16 protein-coding genes are annotated in these 20730 nt (G+C 66.5%); 5 read left to right on the forward strand and 11 right to left on the reverse strand.

Annotation, left to right across the window (positions count from 1 at the left end; all coding sequences use genetic code 11):
* Nucleotides 1–45: 45 nt before the first annotated feature.
* From BLQ28_RS15385 to BLQ28_RS15395, 3 genes are read right to left on the reverse strand one after another with little or no spacing between them, the layout of a single operon-like run.
* Entirely contained in the window at nt 46–1284 is a 1239-nt protein-coding gene (locus tag BLQ28_RS15385) for a TIGR03862 family flavoprotein (RefSeq protein ID WP_093240806.1), read from the reverse strand.
* Entirely contained in the window at nt 1281–4541 is a 3261-nt protein-coding gene (locus BLQ28_RS15390; protein WP_093240809.1) for a UvrD-helicase domain-containing protein, read from the reverse strand. Before BLQ28_RS15390 ends, BLQ28_RS15385 begins: the two co-directional genes overlap by 4 nt.
* Complete coding sequence (locus BLQ28_RS15395; RefSeq protein WP_093240813.1) at nt 4538–7165, reverse strand: PD-(D/E)XK nuclease family protein; 2628 nt, start codon at nt 7163–7165, stop codon at nt 4538–4540. The genes BLQ28_RS15390 and BLQ28_RS15395 overlap by 4 nt, the downstream gene beginning before the upstream one ends.
* A gap of 158 nt (nt 7166–7323) precedes the next feature.
* On the opposite strand from BLQ28_RS15395, the gene trxA reads away from it, so the two are divergent.
* Nucleotides 7324–7656, forward strand: a complete 333-nt coding sequence (gene trxA, locus BLQ28_RS15400) for a thioredoxin TrxA (protein ID WP_042578306.1) — start codon at nt 7324–7326, stop codon at nt 7654–7656.
* A gap of 183 nt (nt 7657–7839) precedes the next feature.
* Nucleotides 7840–9105 carry a transcription termination factor Rho gene (rho, locus tag BLQ28_RS15405; protein WP_081266259.1) on the forward strand — a complete coding sequence of 422 codons (1266 nt, stop codon included), beginning with the start codon at nt 7840–7842 and terminating at the stop codon, nt 9103–9105.
* Between the two features lie 54 nt (nt 9106–9159).
* Here rho and BLQ28_RS15410 read toward each other — a convergent pair whose 3' ends face one another.
* A complete protein-coding gene (locus tag BLQ28_RS15410; RefSeq protein ID WP_093240814.1) occupies nt 9160–10227 on the reverse strand; it encodes an oxidoreductase in 1068 nt (355 codons plus the stop codon).
* Between the two features lie 183 nt (nt 10228–10410).
* Between BLQ28_RS15410 and BLQ28_RS15415 the strand changes: the two genes are divergently transcribed.
* The 3 genes from BLQ28_RS15415 (at nt 10411) to BLQ28_RS15425 (ending at nt 13827) form a co-directional block, all read left to right on the forward strand.
* The gene (locus BLQ28_RS15415) at nt 10411–10680 is read left to right on the forward strand and encodes a type B 50S ribosomal protein L31 (protein WP_093240817.1); all 270 of its coding nucleotides are present in this window, start codon (nt 10411–10413) and stop codon (nt 10678–10680) included.
* Nucleotides 10681–10756: 76 nt separating this feature from the next.
* Nucleotides 10757–12487 carry a hypothetical protein gene (locus tag BLQ28_RS15420; protein ID WP_093240819.1) on the forward strand — a complete coding sequence of 577 codons (1731 nt, stop codon included), beginning with the start codon at nt 10757–10759 and terminating at the stop codon, nt 12485–12487.
* Nucleotides 12484–13827, forward strand: coding sequence for an MATE family efflux transporter (locus tag BLQ28_RS15425; protein WP_093240822.1), 1344 nt, complete (start codon nt 12484–12486; stop codon nt 13825–13827). The genes BLQ28_RS15420 and BLQ28_RS15425 overlap by 4 nt, the downstream gene beginning before the upstream one ends.
* A gap of 21 nt (nt 13828–13848) precedes the next feature.
* Here BLQ28_RS15425 and phoR read toward each other — a convergent pair whose 3' ends face one another.
* The 7 genes from phoR to pstS are packed head-to-tail and all read right to left on the reverse strand — an operon-like array spanning nt 13849 to nt 20498.
* Complete coding sequence (gene phoR, locus BLQ28_RS15430; RefSeq protein WP_093240824.1) at nt 13849–15186, reverse strand: phosphate regulon sensor histidine kinase PhoR; 1338 nt, start codon at nt 15184–15186, stop codon at nt 13849–13851.
* A gap of 44 nt (nt 15187–15230) precedes the next feature.
* Nucleotides 15231–15923, reverse strand: coding sequence for a phosphate regulon transcriptional regulator PhoB (gene phoB / locus BLQ28_RS15435; protein ID WP_007836652.1), 693 nt, complete (start codon nt 15921–15923; stop codon nt 15231–15233).
* Between the two features lie 27 nt (nt 15924–15950).
* Nucleotides 15951–16652 carry a phosphate signaling complex protein PhoU gene (gene phoU, locus BLQ28_RS15440; RefSeq protein ID WP_093240827.1) on the reverse strand — a complete coding sequence of 234 codons (702 nt, stop codon included), beginning with the start codon at nt 16650–16652 and terminating at the stop codon, nt 15951–15953.
* A gap of 15 nt (nt 16653–16667) precedes the next feature.
* Nucleotides 16668–17447 (reverse strand): phosphate ABC transporter ATP-binding protein PstB, encoded by a 780-nt coding sequence (pstB, locus tag BLQ28_RS15445; protein WP_093240829.1) that lies wholly within the window; start codon nt 17445–17447, stop codon nt 16668–16670.
* A 19-nt stretch (nt 17448–17466) separates the two neighbouring features.
* Complete coding sequence (gene pstA / locus BLQ28_RS15450) at nt 17467–18351, reverse strand: phosphate ABC transporter permease PstA (RefSeq protein WP_093240832.1); 885 nt, start codon at nt 18349–18351, stop codon at nt 17467–17469.
* Entirely contained in the window at nt 18348–19430 is a 1083-nt protein-coding gene (gene pstC / locus BLQ28_RS15455; protein WP_093240835.1) for a phosphate ABC transporter permease subunit PstC, read from the reverse strand. The genes pstA and pstC overlap by 4 nt, the downstream gene beginning before the upstream one ends.
* A 30-nt stretch (nt 19431–19460) precedes the next feature.
* The gene (gene pstS / locus BLQ28_RS15460) at nt 19461–20498 is read right to left on the reverse strand and encodes a phosphate ABC transporter substrate-binding protein PstS (RefSeq protein ID WP_093240837.1); all 1038 of its coding nucleotides are present in this window, start codon (nt 20496–20498) and stop codon (nt 19461–19463) included.
* Nucleotides 20499–20730: the final 232 nt, after the last annotated feature.

The following is a 20730-nucleotide window of genomic DNA, read 5'->3' on the forward strand; positions in this document are numbered from 1 at the left end:
TTTGCAAACACACTCAGCGACAGAACATCCACCGGCAAAAGGCCCTCACAGGCCCAGCCGCTGGATCGCGCCGCGCGCGGCCGCCGCGCCGCTGGCCATCGAGGCCGTCAGCAGATAGCCGCCGGTCGGCGCTTCCCAGTCCAGCATCTCCCCTGCGACGAACACGCCAGGCAACGCGCTCGCCATGAGCTGCTCGTCGAGCGCATCGAAGCGCACGCCACCGGCCGTGCTGATCGCTTCATCGATGGGTCGAGTTGCAACCAGCCTCAACGGCACGGCCTTGATCGTTGCCGCCAGTTGCACCGGGTCTTGCATCGCTTCGCGGCTCAATGCCTCGTGCAGCACACCTGCCTTGATGCCTTCCAGTCCGAGGCGGCTCTTGAGGTGGCTGCTCAGGGAACGCGCGCCGCGCGGATGCTTCACCGCAGCCAGCACCTGCTCTGCGCTGCGATCGGGCAGCAGGTCCAGCAACAGCGTCGCACTGCCATTCGCGGCGATCTCGTCTCGCAACAGCGCGGACGCGGCGTAGATCAGGCTGCCCTCGATGCCCGTGGCCGTCGCAACGAATTCACCCTTGCGTGCAAAGCGGCGCCCCTGGCTGTCGGTGAAAGAAATCGCGACCGACTTGAAAGGCTGTCCCGCAAAGCGGCTGGAGAAATGCTCGCTCCAGCCGGCGCCGTCGAACCCGCAGTTGGCGGGCAGCAGCGGCGCGACACCTACGCCGCAGGCCTCCAGCCACGGCGCCCACGCGCCATCGGAGCCCAGCCGCACCCAACTGGCGCCGCCCAACGCCAGCACCGCGGCGTCGGCCTTTGCCGTGACCTCGCCTGCCGCCGTTGCAAATCGCAATGCCGCTGCATCGATGTGCTCGCCGCCCAGCCACCGATGGCGCATGTGGAACTGCACGCCCGCCGCGCGCAACCGCTGCAGCCACGCGCGCAGCAGCGGCGCAGCCTTCATGTCGGTCGGAAACACCCGGCCCGACGTACCGACGAAGGTCTCGACGCCCAGGCCCGCTGCCCATTCGCGCACTTGCTGCGGTCCGAACTGGGCGAGCATCGGTTCGAGCTGCGCGCGGCGTTCGCCGAAGCGGCTCATGAAAACGTCGAAAGGCTCCGAATGCGTGAGGTTCAGGCCGCCACGGCCAGCCAGCAGAAACTTGCGCCCCACCGAGGGCATGGCGTCGTACACATGCACTTGCGCACCGGACGCGCTGAGAACTTCAGCCGCCATCAGGCCGGCGGGTCCGCCGCCGATCACGGCGACGACAGGAGAAACAGTCATTCGAGATTTACCAGTTCGCCCTGCCCGGTGAGGAACGCGACGCGGACCGTGGCACCAGGGTAGGCATGTTGCACTGCCGCGCGATAGCGCTGCATCTGTGCGATCAACGCCGCGTCCCGTTCAGGGCGCGCGGCAGATTTGTAGTCGAGGATCCACCAGGCACCGCTGGCGCGCTCACGCACCAGCCGGTCGATGCGCAAGGTCTCCCCTTCATGGACCAGCGTGACTTCGTTGCCATGCCAGTCGACCCGGCGATCGTCCCACACCCAGGCGCCGGCTCCCGCGCGGATGCGCTCGGCCAGTGTCGCGGCGCCGCGCGCCTGCTGCGCATCGAGCATGAATTCCCGCGCCGCGGCACGCACGTGGGCCGGCGGCAGCGGCTCGCCGGGCACGGCCCATTCGAGCAGCCGGTGCATGGCCTGGCCGAAGGCTGCAGCGCGCGCATCGACCGTGGCATCCGCAGCCTTCTTGGCGGAGGGCTGTTCAGCAGCGACGGGGAGAACCGGCATCCGCTTCATCGAGAAGCTGGCGACGCTGGTCTCGACGGGCAGCGCGACCAGCGGCTCATCGGCCTCGGTGGGCTCGCACAGCGGCTCCAACCGCGTCCACCAACTGCCTTCGTTGGCGCGCGCCGGCCGCACCGAAGACAGCACGAGCCGTTCGCGCGCCCGCGTGGTTGCAACGTACAGGCCATTGAGTTCTTCGCGACGGCGCGCGCGCTGCTCATCCTCGAGCAAGGTCGCTGCGCAGGCAGGCGGCGTCTTCTCGCTCGCGAGAAACACGAAACGCGTCGGAGCACTGTCGCTGCCCTTCCATTCGACCAGCACGCCCATGGTTTGCGCGCGCGGTGGTGCGGCATCGCAATCGAGCATCAGGACGGTGTCCGCCTCCAGCCCCTTTGCACCGTGCACGGTCAGCAGTTGCACCGCATCGGGTGCGGCGACGGATGGCGCACGCACGCCGCCGGCACGCAGGGCGCGCACCAACGCATAAGGCGTGGCGAAACGCGCGCCTTCGATATCGAGCGACGCCGACAGCAAGCCGCGCAGGTTGGCCAGCGCGCTTTGCCGCATGGCGGCGGGCACTGCGGCGCCGAACTTCGCCAGCACATCGCCGTCATGAAAGATCGCATCGAGCGCGTCGTGAGGCGGCAGCGACATCAACCAGCGCTGCCACTTCCTGAGCCTGGCGCCCGCCTCAACCAGCACCGGCGGCAAGCCCTCGCCCTTCTGGATCAGGCCGAACCAGCTGGCTGAAGGGCGCTCACGCTGGCGCAACGCCAATTGCACCAGTGCCTCGTCATCGATGCCGAACAGCGGCGACTTGAGCGCCTGCGCCAGCGAAAGATCGTGCGCGGGCGAAACCAGCGCGTCGATCAGCGCGACCACGTCCTGCACTTCAGGTGCGTCATGCAGCTCGTTCTTTTCGGGCTGCTGCACGGGGATGTGGCGCTGCCGCAGTGCGTCCTGCATGGCGGACAGGCGACTGCGCCGGCGCGCCAGCACCATGATCTGCCGCGGCGGCGTGCCGTCGGCGATGCGCTGCGCGACCCAGCGCGCGGCCTGCTCGCATTCTTTCTGCAGCAGTTGCTCTTCGGGCAGCACGCGCGGCGTGACGAGGCTGTCGCGCCAATGCAGCATGCCGTCGTCCGCGGGCGCTGCTTCGGCGGCCGAACCGACTGCATCGCGGTCGATGGGCGGCAGCTTGAGCAGCTCGCCATCGTCGCCGCGCTCGGTGGTGTGAGCGCGGTAGCCGTCGAACTCACCAGCCTCTTGCGCAGCCAGCATTGCCGCATTGACCAACCCGACGACCCCGCGTGCGTTGCGATGGGTGTGATCGCAATTGAGCAGCTCGCCGTCGAGCCCTTCGCGCACGAACTTCTTGGCGGCAATGAACACTTGTGGCTCGGCACGGCGAAAACGGTAGATGCTCTGCTTCGGATCGCCCACGATGAAGACGCGCGGCGCACGGCCCTGCGCACCGGTGTAGGCGCTGAGCCAGCCGTAAAGCGCCTGCCATTGCAGCGGGTTGGTGTCCTGGAACTCGTCGATCAGCAGGTGCGCGATGCGCGCGTCGAGCCGCTCCTGCACCCACCCCGACAGCGCCGACTGGCCAAGCAGCAACTGCGCGGCCTGTTCGACGTCGTTCATGTCGACCCAGCCGTGCGCGCGCTTCACCTCGGCAAAGGCGGCAATCAGGATGCGCGTGAGCCGCGTCATGCGCTGCTGATAGAGCCATGCCGCGTGCTGCGCCTGTGCAGCGCACAACACCTGCAGCTCGGCTTCGGCCTCCTGGGCCGCGGGGAATTTCTGCAGGTTCTTGTTGAGGCGGTCTTCGCTCGCAACGAAGAAATTCTTGCGCAGGTGCGCCAGTGCAGCCACCCGCGATTCGCTCTCGGGCTCGCCGACACCGAACACGTCGATGATGGCCTCGGCCGCCTTCTGCGGCGTCTTGTTGCTTTCGCGGCCTAGCGCGGCGGCGCGGTCGAGCCAGCGGCGACGGACCGGTTCGCCGCGCAAGGCGTCGGTCGGCTGGTCCATGCCGGCCAGCGATGAATGGAGCACGCTGAAGTGCTGGACCGCGTTCTCCGCATCGGCGAGCGAGAACTCGACGCGCTTGGACAGCGCTTCGCTCAAGGCCTTGGCTGTCTGCGAGCGGCCGTGCGTGGCGACGACGGCGTAGTAGTCGGCCAGCGCGCTCTTGTCGGCCGTGACGGCCTCGAAGAACGGCCGCCAGGTGTGGCTGCGCGCCTCGGCATCATCTTCGAGCAGTTCGTAGTTGGACGGCAAGCCCAGCTCGCGCAGCACCGCCAGCGGCGCATTGCGCAACAGCCCCGCGAACCAGGCATGAAAGGTACGGAACTGCACCGGCCTGCCGCCTTCGAGCAGGCGTCGATAGAGGCCCTGCAGACGCGGCACGGCGGACAGCGCCGCCGCGGGTTCGACCCCGCGCATCACGAGCTGCTTCACCAGCTCTTCGGGGGCCTGTTCAGCGAACTGTTCGAGCCACTGGTCGAGCCGCTCGCGCATTTCGCCAGCGGCCTTCTTGGTGAAGGTGATGGCCAGGATCTCGTGCGGCTCGCAGGCCGAGTCGCCCTCTTCGAGCAACGCGCGCACGATGCGCGACACCAGCATCCAGGTCTTGCCCGCGCCGGCGCAGGCTTCGACCGCGACCGAGCGGCGCGGATCGCAGGCGACGGTGTAGAACGCCTCGCGGGTGACGTGCTTGCCGTTGTGTTCGTAGGCTGCGCCGCTCATTTCGCATCGCCTCCGACTGTCGGGACACCCTGAAGGGACGGCGCCCGCTCTTCGGGAACCGTAGGCCGAAGCGCCTCGTCGCTCCAGAAGTCCTTGCGGCAAAGGCCACGCGCAGCGCAGTAGTCGCAGACCGCGCCCTCCCCCAGCGGCGGCAATGCCGCGCCCTGCGCGATGCGGGTGAAGTCGCTGATGATGCCGGCCACCAGTGCGTCCCTTGCTTCGACCACGGCGGGTTGCTCGACGGTCTGCGTGCCGGAAGATTTTTCGCCCACGTTCACGTAGGCCGCGCGCAGGGTGTCGTCGGCCACCAGGGCGGCATAGAACGCGAGCTGCGTGTCTTCGGTCGGGTCTTTCACGCGCTCCCTGGAAACGGTGGTGGACTCGGTCTTGTAGTCGATCACGAAGGCCTTGCCGTCGGTTGTGCGGTCGATGCGGTCGAGCCGGCCGATCAGCCGCAGGTCGCCCAGCGGCTGCTCCTTCCAGGGTTCGGCCTCGATGAAGACCGCCCCGCTCGCCTCGTGCCCGACGAGCCATTCGAGGTAGCCCTCGCGCACGGCCGGCCACGCGGCAGCGAACGGCAGGAACTCGGCCTCGGACAGCCCGAGTTCCTGCGTTGCGCGCTGCGCCGCGCTTTCGATGAGTGCGATGCGCGCCTGTGCATCTTGCGTCGGCGCTTCGAGCATTGCCTCATGGAAATGCCCCAGCACGGCGTGCAGCCAGTTGCCGAAATCGCGCTTGTCGATCTCGGCATCGAGCTCGTCAGCGCTGCGCAGGCCCAACTGCCGCAGCGCAAAGAAGCGATAGGGGCAGCGGCGCAGGTCCTCGTACACGCTGGTCGAGATGTTCAGCAAGGGCAACAAGGCACCGGACGGCGCGGGGCACGCGGTGGGCTGCACGGCAACTTCGCGTTCCATGCGCGGGTCGGCGGCGGACTGCAAGGCGTGGTCGAGATGCAGCGCCTGCACCAGCGGGCTCGGGCGTACCGGCTCGCCGGTGGCATCGGACTGGCGCCAGACGATCTCGCAGGAGGGGTTGTGCAGCGCCGCGCTCCAGGCGGCGCGCTGCGCGGCCTCGAGCGTGTCGCGCGAAGGCAGGCCCAGCTCGGCACGCTGGGCTGCGCTCCAGTTGCCGGGGGGTTCGGGCGATGCCGGCAGGCGCCGATCGTCGCAACCAGGGATGACCACGGCGCCGAATGCACGACCCAGCAGCTGATAGAGCGGCAGGACCACGACCTTGGGCGCCTGGTCGCCCGCGGGCGGCACAAAGCTCGCGTCTTCGAGTACGTCGCGCACCCAGGCGGTGAACTCGGCGAGCGTGTGGCGGCCACCGGGAAAATCGCCGTCATCGCCGTGGGCGTCGGCATCGAGCCACAGCGCGGCGATCACCTTGCCACCGGCAAGGTCGTCGGCGAGCGGCTCCCATTGCTCGCTCGCTTCCAGCAACTCGCGCAGGGCACGCAGCCAATCGGCCAGCGAGCGTGAGCGGGCCATCGGCGCACGGCGTGCCTCGATGGCTTCGGTGAAGGGCAGCAGCGTCGGGTCCTTCATTTCGCCGGTGCGAGCCACCAGGGCACACCAGGCTGACCAGTCACGCAAGCCCTCGCGTCGAAGGCGAATTTCGAGCGACTGGACGGCCAGCGCGTCGCCACCGGCGCCGCTCTTGAGCCACTCGAGGACCTGGTCGCTGCCGGCGTCATGCGCACAGGCGCGCAGCGCGCTCATCAATGCTGCGGCAGCGCGGGTGGTCGAGAGCTTCCAGCCGGTCTCGTCGTGCGTGACGATGCCCTGTGCCTTCAGCTGGGCGCTGATGCGGCGCGTGAGCGCGCGGTCGGTGGCGACCAGCGCGACCGGCGCACGGTCTTCGGCAAGGTGGCGCAGCACGCAGGCGGCCGCCAGTTCGGCTTCGTCTTCGGGGTCGAGGGCGACGTGCGAAGCCGCAACCTCGGTCGGTGCATCGAGAGGCACCAACGAAAGATGCAGGGCGCGGTCGCCCCACAGGTTGCAGAGTGCATGCGTCAAAGGGTCGGTCTGGAAGCCATCGAGCACGATCAATGCATCGACCTGATCGCGCGTGCTGTCGCGCAGCAGCACATCGGTGGCGAAGCCGGAGTTCGCGGCCCACGCGACGGCGATGCGGATCAGCGCGCTTTCGGTGCGGAACCATTCGGACTCGCTGCCGGCCTCGGCCACCGCCGACGCGCGCTGCGCCCATTCGGCGCCCCGCTCTTCCGGTTGCACGGCGGCCGCAAGCGGCACCAGTTGGTAGACCAACTCGACCACGCGCCCCGCCAGGGCAAAGCGTTCGGCGCTGAAGCCGGCCTGCGACAGCAACGCCTGTGCCGTCACGAGATCGCGGGCCATGTCGTGCGCGATGTCGTAGCCGGTCGGCACGAAACCGCCCGCGCTGCGCGCCCAGTTGTGCGTGGTCTCGAAGCGCGGAACGAAGCCGGGGCTGCCGCACCGCGCCCACATGCTGCGCGCCACACCCATCAGTTGCGCATAAGGCACCAGCACGACAGTGCGCGCCGCATGCAGCTGACGCTGCTCGAGCGCGCGGACGATCCGCGCGACGACGCCGTCGGCGGGATCGCACCACAGGGCCTGTACAGGGTGGCCTTCGTTCATGTTCTATCGAGGGGTTGGAGAGCGCTTGGAGGTGACCCGCAAAGGGCTTTGGCTATCGGTGCCATAGCGTCTGCGCATGGCGCGCCACCCCTTGGTTTCTGTCACAATGACCTGCACTTTAGCTGCACCGAAACTCTCTGCGCACAAGGACCCATTACATGGCCAGCGAACTCATCAAACACATCTCCGATTCCTCCTTCGAGGCCGACGTGCTCAAGTCCAGCCAGCCGGTGCTGGTCGACTACTGGGCCGAATGGTGCGGCCCTTGCAAGATGATCGCCCCGATCCTGGACGAAGTCTCGGCCACCTACGAAGGCAAGCTGCAGATCGCCAAGCTGAACGTCGACGAGAACCGCGACATCCCCGCCAAGTTTGGCATTCGCGGCATCCCCACGCTGATGCTGTTCAAGGACGGCCAACTGGCCGCCACCAAGGTCGGTGCAATGAGCAAGGCGCAACTCACGGCCTTCATCGACCAGCAACTCGCCTGAGCGACATTTGACCCGGCCGACGCGCAATGCGTTGGCCGGAGCGCTTTTTTACTGTCATAATCTCCCACAGATCACCGGCCCTTTCTGGCAACCGGTTCGAGTTCCCCGGTTAGTGAAGCAGTTCTCGCTTCACATCAAACCTCCCCCCGTTTTCCGTTCGATTGCCCCGCGAGGGGTCATTCCATGCACTTAAACGAACTCAAGGCACTCCACGTGTCTGAAGTCCTCAAGCAGGCTGAAGCGCTTGAGATCGAAAACGTCGGCCGCATGCGCAAGCAGGAGCTGATGTTCGCGATCATCAAGAAGCGCGCGAAGGCTGGCGAACAGGTCTTTGCCGACGGCGTGCTCGAAATCCTGCCCGACGGCTTCGGCTTTCTGCGCAGCCCGGACACCAGCTTCACCGCCAGTACCGACGACATCTACATCTCGCCCAGCCAGGTGCGGCGTTTCAACCTGCACACCGGCGACATGATCGAAGGCGAAGTGCGCACGCCCAAGGACGGCGAGCGTTACTTCGCGCTGACGAAGCTCGACAAGGTCAACGACGGCCCGCCCGAGCAGAACAAGCACAAGGTGATGTTCGAGAACCTGACGCCGCTGTTCCCCAAGGAGCAGATGAAGCTCGAGCGCGACGGCATCAAGGGCGAAGAGAACATCACCGGCCGCATCATCGACATCATCGCGCCCATCGGCAAAGGCCAGCGCGCTCTGCTCGTGGCGCCGCCCAAGAGCGGCAAGACGGTGATGATGCAACACATCGCCCACGCGATCAGTGCCAACTACCCCGACGTCCACATGATGGTGCTGCTCGTGGACGAGCGCCCTGAAGAAGTGACCGAAATGCAGCGCACGGTGAAGGGCGAAGTCATTGCTTCGACCTTCGACGAGCCCGCAGCGCGCCACGTGCACGTCGCCGAAATGGTGATCGAGCGCGCCAAGCGCCTGGTCGAACTCAAGAAGGACGTGGTGATCCTGCTGGACTCGATCACGCGTCTGGCCCGCGCCTACAACAACGTCGTTCCTTCGTCGGGCAAGGTGTTGACCGGCGGTGTCGATTCCAACGCACTGCAGCGCCCCAAGCGCTTCCTGGGCGCCGCGCGCAACGTGGAAGAAGGCGGCTCGCTGACCATCATCGGCACGGCGCTGATCGACACCGGCAGCCGCATGGACGAAGTGATCTTCGAAGAGTTCAAGGGCACCGGCAACTCCGAAATCCACCTCGACCGCCGCCTGTACGAAAAGCGCGTGTTCCCCTCGATCCAGCTCAACCGCAGCGGCACCCGCCGTGAAGAGTTGCTGCTGGCACCCGAGATCCTGCAGAAGACCCGCATTCTTCGTCAGCTCATGTACAACATGGACGAGATCGAGTCGATGGAGCTGATGCTCAAGAACATGAAGGCGACGAAGACCAATGTCGAGTTCTTCGACATGATGCGTCGCGGCGGCTGAGCTCCAGGCTCTGTCGCAAAAGCGCGTTGGCCCTTGCGGGTCGACGCGCTTTTTTCATGGGCGCGACGTATGGATCGCGCGGCCTTCGAGGGCGCTCTGGCGGCCGATGTCGAGCAGTTCCATCAACGCGACGGCCTGCTCGGGCGGCACGGGATTGGGGCCATTGCCAAGGATCGCGTCGCGCACCGCGGCGTAGTAGTCGACGTAGTTGCCCGCCCGGGTCGGCAAGGCACGCCGCTGCGGCACGCCGTCGCTGCCGATCACGGTGATTTCGCCATCGAGCGGATCGACGCCCCACCCTGCCGCTGGCGGCCGTTGTCCGGCGCGCAGCGCATCTTCTTGCGTATCGACACCGTGCTTGATGTAGCTGCCCCGCGTGCCGTGGACGATGTAGCGCGGCGCAGCCTCGGCCGCGAGTGCGGTGGCGTGCAAGACGACGCGCAGCGGCGCGTGGGCGCCGCGCTCGTAGCGCAAAACGGCATGAAAGTAATCTTCGACCACAGCGCCATCGCGCAGGGCGGCGGTGTCGAGCTGCAACGTATCGGGCCGGCCGAACAGCTGCATCGCCTGATCGACCAGATGGGCACCCAAGTCCACCCAAAGGCCCGATCCCGGCACGGCCTGCTCACGCCAACGCTCGCGCACTTCGGGTCGGAATCGGTCGAAATGCGACTCCAGATACACCGGCCGGCCCAGCTCGCCGCTTGCCAGCACGTCCTTGAGCGTCAGGAAATCGGCGTCGAAACGCCGGTTCTGGTAAACCGCCAGCACGCGATTGTTGCGTTTTGACAACACTTCAAGCGCCCTGGCCTCCGTCACATCGAGGGTGAAGGGCTTGTCCACCACCACGTGCTTTCCGGCCTCCAGCGCGGCTTTCGCGACCGGGTAGTGCTGGGCATTGGGCGTGGCGACCACGACAAGATCGATGTCCGCCCGCGCCACCAGCGCCGACACGTCGGGCACCACCGCGACGCCCGGCCAATCGACCCGGACCTTGTCGGGCTGCGAACTCGCCACGGCCGCCAGCTCGAGCCCTGGCACGGCGGAAAGCACCGGCGCGTGGAAGGTCTGGCCGGCAAAACCGTAGCCGACGAGGCCGGCGCGCAGGGGTGTGGAGGTCATGGGAGGGCCGGGTTTGTTCGAAAATGGGCCAGTATGCGATAATCATGGGCTCCGCGAAAAGTGCGGCTGGGCAGCGTCGCCCAGCTTTCTCAATTCACTTGAGGACGGCGCGCCAGATTGCTGGCACACCGGTGGCTCTCGCATCGACCGCGCATTGATTCCAACAGCGCAAAAGGAAAGACCATGGCAAAAGAAGGCATCCACCCCAATTACCGCGAAATCCTGTTCGTCGACATGTCGAACGGTTTCAAGTTCGTGACCCGTTCGTGCGCGAACACCAAGGAAATGGGCACGACCGATGACGGTCGCGAGCTGCCCCTGTTCAAGCTCGACACCACGAGCGAATCGCACCCCTTCTACACCGGCACGCAAAAGTCGGTCGACAACATGGGCGGTCGCGTCGAGAAGTTCCGCAACCGCTTCGGCAAGACCACCGGCGCCGCCTCGAAGTAAGGCACGCGCTTTTGCGTCGAGGGCAGCCCGGTTTACCGCGCTGCCCTTTTTCTTTCCGAACCCGGCTCTCCGTCTCTTGAACCAACCCACTCCCGCAATCGTTGCCCAGAACGCCGTGCGCCGGCTGCCGCGCATCGCGCTGCTGTTGCTGTGCGCGGCCTATCTGCTGCCGGGTCTGGTGGGCCGGGGCCCCTGGAAGAGCGCGGACATCACGGCCTTCGGCTACATGGCCGAACTGGCGCGGACCACCGAGGGCATCTCCCGCTGGTTCGATCCGATGCTGCTGGGCATGCGCCCGGAAACGCCCGCGCTGATCCCCTACTGGATCGGCGCCTGGGCCATCAAGATTTCTCCCTCGTGGCTGAACCCCGACCTGGCCGTGCGCATCGCCTTCGCGCTGCTGCTCTGGGGTACCTTCACCGCGACCTGGTACGCCGTCTATTACCTCGCCCGCACAGCCCGCGCACAGCCTGTCGCGTTCGCCTTCGGCGGCGAGGCCCGCCCCACCGATTACGCACGCGCCATCGCCGATGGCGGCCTGCTGGCGCTGATCGCCTGCATGGGCCTGGCCCAGCTTGGCCACGAGACCACGCCGGCATTGGCCCAGCTGTACTTTGCCTCGCACCTGTTCTACGGCGTGGCGGCACTTCCGTACCGACGCGCCGGTCCGGTGATCGGGTTGATCGTGGGCACACTTGGCATCACGCTGAGCGGCGCGCCGACGGTCGGCCTTGCACTGGCCACCGGCGGTGCGCTGTACATCGCCTACGAGCGCCGCCGCACGGCAAAGCTCGGCGCCGATGCCAGTCCCGACGACGGCCCGGGCTACACCCGCGGCGCGCTGATCACGATGGTCTGCGTCGTCCTTCTTGCGGCCGCGCTGGTCTTCGGCCTGGGCCTGCAGCAGTGGAAGATCACGCTGATCGGCAACTCGCTGTTTGGCGACATCCGCAGCCAGGCCAAGCTGCTGCTGTGGTTCACGTGGCCGGTCTGGCCGTTCGCGCTCTGGACGCTGTGGCGCTGGCGCCGCCAGCTCTCCGCGCGCCATGTGGCGCTGCCGCTCTGGTTCGCGCTGGTTCCGCTGGCCGCCACCTGGACCACCGACTTCTCCGACCGCTCGCTGCTGCTGGCGCTTCCGGCCTTCGCCACCCTGGCCGCCTTTGCCCTGCCCACCTTCCGCCGCAGCGCGCTGGCCTTGATCGACTGGTTCAACGTGCTCCTGTTCAGCAGCCTCGCCGCGCTGGGCTGGATGTACTGGATCGCCATGCTGACCGGCGTGCCGCCGAAGCCCGCGGCCAGCGTGGCCCGGCTGGTGCCCGGCTTCGTGCCCGAGTTCTCTCCGATCGCCTTCGTGCTCGCGCTGGCCGCGACCATCGCCTGGTGCTGGCTGGTGCGCTGGCGCACCGGGCGGCACCGCGCCGCGCTCTGGAAGACGCTGGTGCTGCCAGCCGGCGGCACCGCGCTGTGCTGGATGCTGCTGATGACGCTCTGGCTGCCCCCCATCGACTACGCGCGCAGCTACGTGCCGCAGGTGCGCGCCGTGGCCGAGCGGGTCGGACAGCCCCGCTGCATTGCCGAACTGGCCCTGAGCCGGCAGCACATCGCCGCGCTGCGCCACCACGGCAACTTCAACCTGCAGCCGCTGCTGCTGGGCACCGACTGCCCCTGGCTGCTGGTGAGCCCCGACACGATCGGGCGGCTGCACACGATCATCCCCTTCGATCAATGGCGGTTCAGCGGCACCCTGCGCCGTCCCAGCAGCCCGGCCGACGACCTGTTGCTGTATCAGAAGATCCCGCCGCAGTGAAAGGCGAACGGGGCCTGATCGCGCGGCACGCAGGCACCGTGCTGGTCGGCCAGTTGGCGGTGATGGCCTTCGGCGTCACCGACACCATCATCGCCGGCCGCTATTCCGAGAACGCGCTGGCCGCGCTCTCGGTCGGTGCCGCCATCTTCATCAGCGTGTATGTCTCGCTGATGGGCGTGCTGCAGGCGTTGCTGCCGATCTGGGCCGAACTGCACGGCGGCGGCCGCAGCAGCGAAGTGGGCCGCTCGGTGCGGCAATCGCTGTACCTTGCCGCCATTGCCATCGTGGTCGGCATGGCGGCGCTGCTGTCGCCTGGCGCCGTGCTGCGGCTGACGCAAGTGCCTGCGGAAATGCGCGGCGAAGTGGAGATGTACCTGAGCGTGCTGGCCTTCGCCCTCGCGCCTTCCCTGCTGTTTCGCCTTTTCAGCACCCTGAACCAGAGCCTGGGCAAGCCTCAACTCGTGACCTGGCTGCAGCTGGGCTCGCTGCTGGTCAAGCTCCCGCTGTCGATCTGGTTCACCTTCGGCGGTGCGGGCCTGCCGGCGATGGGCCTCGTGGGTTGCGGCTGGGCGACGCTGTGCGTGAACTGGGCCATGCTCGCCTGTGCGGTGTGGCTGCTGCGCAGCAGCCCCTTCTACCGGAACTACCGGCTCTGGGAGCGCATCGAGAAGCCCGACTGGAACCAGATCCGGCAGTTCGCACGACTGGGCGTGCCCGGCGGCCTTGCGGTGCTGGTCGAGGTGACCTCGTTCACGCTGATGGCGCTGTTCATCGCGCGCCTGGGCACCGCCGCGGCGGCAGCCCACCAGATCGCCGCGAACCTGATGGCGGTGGCCTACATGGTGCCGCTGTCGCTCTCGATCGCCACCAGCGCGCGCGTGAGCTTCTGGCTCGGCGCGGGCGATGCCGCCAAGGCGCGGCACAGCTGTCGCCTGGGCTTCGAGCTGGCGGTGCTGTGCGCCCTGCTCTTCGCGACGGCGCTGGTCACGCTGCGCTTTCCGTTGGCCAATGTGTATTCAGACAACCCCGCCGTCATTGCGCTGGCCGCGGCGCTGATGCTGCCGGTGGCCGCATTCCACCTGGCCGATGCGATGCAGACGCTCTGCGTGTTCGTGCTGCGCTGCTACCGGGTCACGCTGGCGCCGCTGGTCATCTATTGCACGATGCTCTGGGGCCTGGGCCTCGGTGGCAGCTACCTGCTGGCGTACCACGGGCTCGGCCCCTGGGAGGCCATTCAGTCGCCGCTGGCGTTCTGGATCATGAGTGCAGCGGCACTGGCACTGACTGCCCTGCTGTTCGGCGCACTGCTGCGCTGGACGATGGCGAAGCGGGCGGCCTGAGTCGCCCGACCCGCCAGCCGCTTACTTCGCGAGTACGCGTGCTTCCCGCACGCGTGCCGCCGGAAACAGCAGCGCAAAGCGGGAACCCTTGCCGACCGTGCTCTCGATGCGCAGCTCGGCGCCGTGGCGTTGCGCGATGTGCTTCACGATCGCAAGGCCCAGCCCGGTGCCGCCGGTCTCGCGCGAGCGGCTGCGGTCGATGCGGTAGAAGCGCTCGGTCAGCCGTGGAATGTGCTCGGCCGCAATGCCCGGGCCGGTGTCGCGCACCGCGTACTCGCCACGGCCATCCGGCAGCACCTTCCAGCTCACGGCCACCTCGCCACCACCGGGCGTGTAGCGGATTGCGTTGCTCAACAGGTTCGACATCGCGCTTTGCAGTTCGGTGGGCGCACCCGACACCTCGGACTCGGCATCGATGGTGAACGACAGCCGATGCCCCAGTGGCGCCAGCCGTCCCGACAAGCCACGGCCTTCGTCCTCGCACTGCGCCAGCAAGGCACGGGTGCGAATCCACTGGTTGCCTGAAGGCGCCGCGCTGCCTTCGAGGCGCGACAGCGTGAGCAGGTCGTTCACCAGCGTTTCCATGCGGTGCGACTGCTGCCCCATCAATGCGAGGTAGCGCGTGCGCTCGTCCGCATCGAGCGGCAGGTTCTGCAGGGTCTCGACAAAGCCGGCCAGCACGGTCAATGGCGTGCGGATTTCATGCGAGACATTGGCGACGAAATCGCGCCGCATCGCCTCGGCCTGTTCGAGCGCGGTGATGTCTCGCGTGAGCAGCATCCGGCGGTTGCCCGCGTAGGGGTGCACCTGCACCGACAACCGCACAGGATGGCTGCGCAGGTGCGCATGGCCCGGCCCGGAGGCATCGATGATCACGTCGCGGCTGTAGTTCCACGAAGCCAGGTAAGCCACGAAGGCCGGGTCGCGCACGAGGTTCGCCAGATGCTGCGCAAGGTCGCGCTCGGCATCGATGCCGAACTGGCCTGCCGCCGTCTCGTTGCACCACTCGATGCGGCCCTGCTCGTCGAGCAGCACCACGCCGTTGGGCGACGCCTGGATCGCAGCCAGAAACTCCTGCAGCCGGTCTTCGGCCTGGCGGGTCTGCTGCTCGCGGTCGCGCAGCAGCTTGCGGATGCGTTCGGAGAGCTCACCCCACACGCCAGGGCCACGTGCCGGCAGGCCCAGGGCGTCGTTGCGCAGCACCTGCAGCAGCCGTTCGGCGCGCCAGGCGTCGAGCCCCAGCCACAGCACGGCGCCCAGCCAGGCACCGAGCCAGGCGAACTTCCAGCCGAAAAGGCCGACAGCGCCCGCTCCTATTACGAGGGACGCTATTAAAAATGTAGCGATTCGAAAGGGCATGGCGGGCGATTATCCGCGCCCGCAGCCAAGGGACGTCACGGCGTTCAAACCGTGACTTGGGCGGTCAGGCGATAGCCCGCTCCCCGGACGGTTTCCACCATCGGCGCGGCCGCACCCAGCGACTCGCGCAGGCGCTTGACGTGCACGTCGACCGTGCGCTCTTCGATGTAGACGTGGTCGCCCCACACCTTGTCGAGCAGTTGCGCCCGGCTGTGCACGCGCTCGGCGTGCTGCATCAGGTAGGCCAGCAGCTTGAATTCGGTCGGCCCGACCTTGAGTGCACCGCCCTGCCACGTCACGCGGTGGGTGGAGGTGTCGAGTGCCAGCTCGCCGATCTCGACGCGCTCGGTCACCACTTCGGGTGCACGGCGGCGCAGCACCGCACGGATGCGGGCCAGCATTTCCTGCGTGGAGAAAGGCTTGGTGATGTAGTCGTCGGCACCTGCATCGAGGCCCGCCACCTTGTCGGGTTCGTCGCCGCGCGCAGTCAGCATCAGGATCGGGATGGCCTTGGTGCGCGGGTCCTTGCGCCACTGGCGCGCGAGCTGCAGGCCGCTCTGGCCCGGCAGCATCCAGTCGAGCAGGATCAGATCCGGCAGGAAGGCGTCGATCTCTCGCTGTGCTGCGGCACCGTCTTCCGACCAGATCGGCTCGAAGCCGTTGTGGCGCAGGTTGACGGCGATCAGCTCGGCGATCGAGGACTCGTCTTCGACGATCAGGACTCGGGGTTTCTTCATGCTTTCTTTGGGAGTCTTTTGCCGCGCTTACTGCAGCGCGGACTCGATTTCTTGCATCGAAGTGTGCCGCACATCGGCACCCTTGACGATGTAGATGATGAACTCGGCGATGTTCTTGGCGTGGTCGCCGATGCGTTCGATGGCCTTGGCCAGAAACAGCAGGTCGAGGCTGGCGGAGATGGTGCGCGGGTCTTCCATCATGTAGGTGACCAGCTTGCGCACGAAGCCGTCGAACTCCTTGTCGATCAGGTCGTCGTCCTTCAGGATCGACAGCGCCGCGGCCGTGTCCAGGCGCGCGAAGGCGTCCAGCGCGGTGCGCAGCAGGCTCGACGCCAAGTCGGCCGCGATGCGCAGCTCGGTGGTGGGCAACGCGCGTGCCGAACCGCTCTCGATGATCGACTTGACCATGCGCGCGATCTTGTTGGCCTCGTCGCCCACACGCTCTAGGTTGGCCGTGGTCTTCGAGATGGCGATCAACAGGCGCAGGTCGCGCGCGGTCGGCTGGCGGCGCGCGATGATCGACGACAGCTCGCGGTCGATGTCGATTTCCATCGCGTTGACGCGGTGCTCGGTTTCCATCACGCGGTCGGCCGCCTCGGGGTCGAACTGCAGCAGCGCGTACACCGCCTGGTGGATCTGCGACTCGACCATGCCGCCGAGTTCCATCACGCGCGACGAAACGCCGTTGAGTTCGCTGTCGAACTGGCTGGAGAGGTGTTTTTCAGTCATGGTGTCTCCTGGGGATCAACCGAAACGGCCGGTGATGTAGTCCTCGGTCTCCTTGCGCTGCGGCTTGAAGAACATCTGTTCGGTCGCGCCGAACTCGATGAGGTCGCCAAGGTACATGTAGGCGGTGTAGTCGCTGCAGCGGGCGGCCTGCTGCATGTTATGCGTGACGATGACGACCGTGTACTCGTTCTTGAGTTCGGCGATCAGTTCTTCGATCTTGGCGGTCGAAATCGGGTCGAGCGCGGAGCACGGCTCGTCGAGCAGCAGCACTTCGGGCTTGATCGCAATGCCGCGCGCAATGCACAGGCGCTGCTGCTGGCCGCCCGAGAGGCCCGAGCCGCTTTGCTGCAGCTTGTCGCGCACTTCGGTCCAGAGGGCCGCCTTCTTCAGGGCCCACTCGACGCGGTCGTCCATCTCGCTGGCCGAGAGGTTCTCGAACAGCTTCACGCCGAAGGCGATGTTGTCGTAGATCGACATCGGGAACGGCGTGGGCTTCTGGAACACCATGCCGACCTTGGCGCGGATGAGCGCCACGTCCTGCTTGGAGGTGAGCAGGTTCTCGCCGTCCAGGGCAATCGTGCCCTCGGCGCGCTGCTCGGGGTAAAGCTCGAACATGCGGTTGAAGGTGCGCAGCAGGGTCGACTTGCCGCAGCCCGACGGGCCGATGAAGGCCGTGACCTTGTTCTCGGGGATCTCGAGGTTGATGCCCTTGAGCGCGTGGAATTTGCCGTAGTAGAAGTTCAGGTCCTTGACCGAGATCTTCGAACGCGACGGTTGTGCGACGGTATTTGCCATGGGTGATCTTCTTCTTCAGTCAGTGTTTGGTGCGCGTGAGGACCCGCGCCAGGATATTGAGGGCGAGCACGGCGACGGTGATCAGGAACACGCCGGCCCATGCCAGCTTCTGCCAGTTCTCGTACGGGCTCATCGCAAACTTGAAAATCGTGACCGGCAGGCTGGCCATCGGCTGGCTCACGTCGGCGGTCCAGAACTGGTTGTTCAGCGCGGTGAAGAGCAGCGGCGCGGTTTCGCCGGCAATGCGCGCCACGGCCAGCAGCACACCCGTGACCACACCGGCGCGCGCAGCACGCAGCGTGATGCTCAGGATCACCTTCCACTTCGGCGTGCCCAGGGCGTAGGCCGCTTCGCGCAGGCCCGGCGGCACCAACTGCAGCATGTTCTCGGTGGTACGGATCACCACCGGAATCACGATCAGCGCGAGCGCCAGCGCACCGGCCAGGCCCGAGAAGGTCTTGAAGTAGGCCACCACCACAGCGTAGACGAACAGGCCGATCACGATCGACGGCGCCGACAGCAGGATGTCGTTGACGAAGCGCGTGACCGAGGCGAGCCAGCCCTTGGGGTTGTATTCGGCCAGGTAGATACCGGCCATGATGCCGATCGGCGTGCCCACGAAGGTGGCCAGCATCACCATCACGAACGAGCCGAAGATGGCGTTGGCAATACCGCCCGCCTCGTTCGGCGGCGGCGTCATTTCGGTGAAGGTGGCGATCGCCAGGCCGCCGACGCCCTGGCGCAGCGTTTCCCAGAGGATCCACACGAGCCAGAACACGCCGAACGCCATCGCGGCGAGCGACAGCGTGAGGGCGATCTTGTTGACGCGGTTGCGCGAGGCGAACTTCGCCTGGCGCGTTTCGGCGAGCGCCTTGGCGCTCAGCAGGTTTTGTGCGGTGCTCACGACTTCGTTCCTTCGCTCTTCTTCATCCGGGTCAGCAGCATCTTCGAGAGCGACAGCACGACGAAGGTGATGAAGAACAGCACGAGGCCCAGGTACATCAGCGCAGCCTGGTGCAGGCCCGCACCGGCTTCCGCGAATTCATTGGCAAGTGCCGAGGTGATGCTGTTGGCAGCCTCGAACACCGACAGCGAGTTGAGCTGGTTCATGTTGCCGATCACGAAGGTGACCGCCATCGTTTCGCCCAGCGCCCGGCCCAGGCCGAGCATGATGCCGCCGATCACGCCGGCCTTGGTGTAGGGCAGCACGACCTTGGACACGACTTCCCAGGTGGTGGAGCCCAGGCCGTAGGCCGACTCCTTGAGCAGCGGCGGCGTCACTTCGAACACGTCGCGCATCACCGAGGCGATGAACGGGATGATCATGATCGCCAGGATGATGCCGGCCGAAAGAATGCCGATGCCCACGGGCGGGCCGGACACCAGCGCGCCAAGGTACGGCACGCCGGTCAGCAGCTTCTGCAGCGGCTGTTGCACCCAGGTCGAGAGGATCGGGCCGAAGACCAGCAGGCCCCACATGCCGTAGACGATGGAAGGCACCGCCGCCAGCAGTTCAATGGCCGTGCCCAACGGGCGCTTGAGCCAGTTGGGCGAAAGTTCTGTCAGGAAGAGCGCAATGCCGAAGCTCACCGGCACCGCGATCACCAGGGCGATGAACGAGGTGGCCAGCGTGCCGTAGATCATCACCAGGCCGCCGTACTCGTCCTTCACCGGGTCCCACACGCTGCTCGTGAGAAAGCCGAGGCCGTACTTGGAAATGGCAGGCCAGGCGCCGATCACCAGTGACAACAGGATGCCGATGAGCATCGCGAGCGTCAGCAGCGCGGCGCCCTTGGCGGCCCAGCCGAACAGCCGGTCGGCCATGGGGCCGGAACGCGGTGCCTTGGCGGGAGGCGGAGGGGCGGTGGCACGACCGCGCTCGGCCGCGAGGTCGAGCGTGGCGGCGGCGGCAGGAAAGGTGGATGACAAGGGTCGCTCCGGCAAAGACGAAATCGGCGCGTCCTCGAGCGATGAAATGCTCATGGGCGCGCCGTCCTGGACTGATGGGTGGGTTTACTTGTACGCGACGGCCTTGCCCGACGCGTCCTTCACTTCACCCCACGACTTGGCGATGGTGGCCTTCACGGCGTCAGGCATCGGCACGTAGTCGAGGTCGTCGGCAGTCTTGTCGCCGCTCTTGTAGGCCCAGTCGAAGAACTTGAGCACGGTGGTCGCGTTGGCGGGCTTGTCCTGCACCTTGTGCATCAGGATGAAGGTGGCGCCGGTGATGGGCCATGCGTCCTTGCCAGCCTGGTTGGTCAGCACCTGGTAGAAGCTCTTGCTCCATTCGGCGCCGGCGGCAGCGGCCTTGAAGGCGGTGTCGTCAGGCGACACGAAGGTGCCAGCAGCGTTCTGCATCTGTGCATACGTCATCTTGTTCTGCTTGACGTAGGCGTACTCGACGTAGCCGATCGAGTTCGGCAGGCGGCTCACGAAAGCGGCAACGCCTTCATTGCCCTTGCCACCCGCACCGGTGGGCCAGTTGACGGCCGTGCCTTCGCCGACCTTCGACTTCCACTCGGCGTTGACCTTGCTCAGGTAGTTGGTGAACAGGAAGCTGGTGCCCGAACCGTCGGCGCGGCGAACCGGCGCGATGGCGGCGTCCGGCAGGGCCAGCGATGCATTCAGTGCCTTGATGGCGGGGTCGTTCCACTTGGTGATCTTGCCCAGGTAGATGTCGCCCAGGACCTGGCCGTTGAGCTTCAGCTCGCCGGGCTTGATGCCAGGGATGTTGACCACGGGGATCACGCCACCGATGACAGTGGGGAACTGCATCAGGCCCTTGGCTTGCAGCTCGTCGTCCTTCAGTGGAGCGTCCGATGCGCCGAAGTCGACGGTCTTGGCTTCGATCTGCTTGATGCCAGCGCCCGAACCGACCGACTGGTAGTTGATCTTGACGCCGGTGGCCTTGTTGAAGTCGGAAGCCCACTTGGCGTACAGCGGTGCCGGGAAGCTGGCACCGGCGCCCGTCACATCTTGTGCGAAAGCGGGAGCTTGGGCGAAAGCAGCGGCGATCAGGCCGGCTGCAGCAAATTTGAACGTCGTTTTCATAAAGCTTCCTTTAGAAGTAAGAAGTAGTCCCTTTCGGGCTTGGGACGGACTCTAAAAAGCTTCTGTGACATCCATATGACACCCCTCTGTCGAGGGAAAATGCCGTCTTCTCGCCATCGGTTTGTGTGACGCTGTCACACAACCGTCATGCGTCGCACCTAGTCTCCAACCCTCCCCGTGATGACACTTGGGCGACGGCGCGTTCTGTCACGGCGCTACGATCAGAGAACCG

This window comes from Variovorax sp. EL159 (genome assembly GCF_900100965.1).
Taxonomy (GTDB): domain Bacteria; phylum Pseudomonadota; class Gammaproteobacteria; order Burkholderiales; family Burkholderiaceae_C; genus Variovorax.

What these genes read in the sequence shown, in the direction of transcription:
- BLQ28_RS15390 (WP_093240809.1), bottom strand. Translation starts at nt 4,541, where the DNA reads ATGAGCGGCGCAGCCTACGAACACAACGGCAAGCACGTCACCCGCGAG.
- BLQ28_RS15415 (WP_093240817.1), top strand. Translation starts at nt 10,411, where the DNA reads ATGGCAAAAGAAGGCATCCACCCCAATTACCGCGAAATCCTGTTCGTC.
- pstC (WP_093240835.1), bottom strand. Translation starts at nt 19,430, where the DNA reads ATGAGCATTTCATCGCTCGAGGACGCGCCGATTTCGTCTTTGCCGGAG.
- trxA (WP_042578306.1), top strand. Translation starts at nt 7,324, where the DNA reads ATGGCCAGCGAACTCATCAAACACATCTCCGATTCCTCCTTCGAGGCC.
- rho (WP_081266259.1), top strand. Translation starts at nt 7,840, where the DNA reads ATGCACTTAAACGAACTCAAGGCACTCCACGTGTCTGAAGTCCTCAAG.
- phoU (WP_093240827.1), bottom strand. Translation starts at nt 16,652, where the DNA reads ATGACTGAAAAACACCTCTCCAGCCAGTTCGACAGCGAACTCAACGGC.
- BLQ28_RS15385 (WP_093240806.1), bottom strand. Translation starts at nt 1,284, where the DNA reads ATGACTGTTTCTCCTGTCGTCGCCGTGATCGGCGGCGGACCCGCCGGC.
- phoR (WP_093240824.1), bottom strand. Translation starts at nt 15,186, where the DNA reads ATGCCCTTTCGAATCGCTACATTTTTAATAGCGTCCCTCGTAATAGGA.
- pstS (WP_093240837.1), bottom strand. Translation starts at nt 20,498, where the DNA reads ATGAAAACGACGTTCAAATTTGCTGCAGCCGGCCTGATCGCCGCTGCT.
- BLQ28_RS15395 (WP_093240813.1), bottom strand. Translation starts at nt 7,165, where the DNA reads ATGAACGAAGGCCACCCTGTACAGGCCCTGTGGTGCGATCCCGCCGAC.
- phoB (WP_007836652.1), bottom strand. Translation starts at nt 15,923, where the DNA reads ATGAAGAAACCCCGAGTCCTGATCGTCGAAGACGAGTCCTCGATCGCC.
- pstB (WP_093240829.1), bottom strand. Translation starts at nt 17,447, where the DNA reads ATGGCAAATACCGTCGCACAACCGTCGCGTTCGAAGATCTCGGTCAAG.
- BLQ28_RS15410 (WP_093240814.1), bottom strand. Translation starts at nt 10,227, where the DNA reads ATGACCTCCACACCCCTGCGCGCCGGCCTCGTCGGCTACGGTTTTGCC.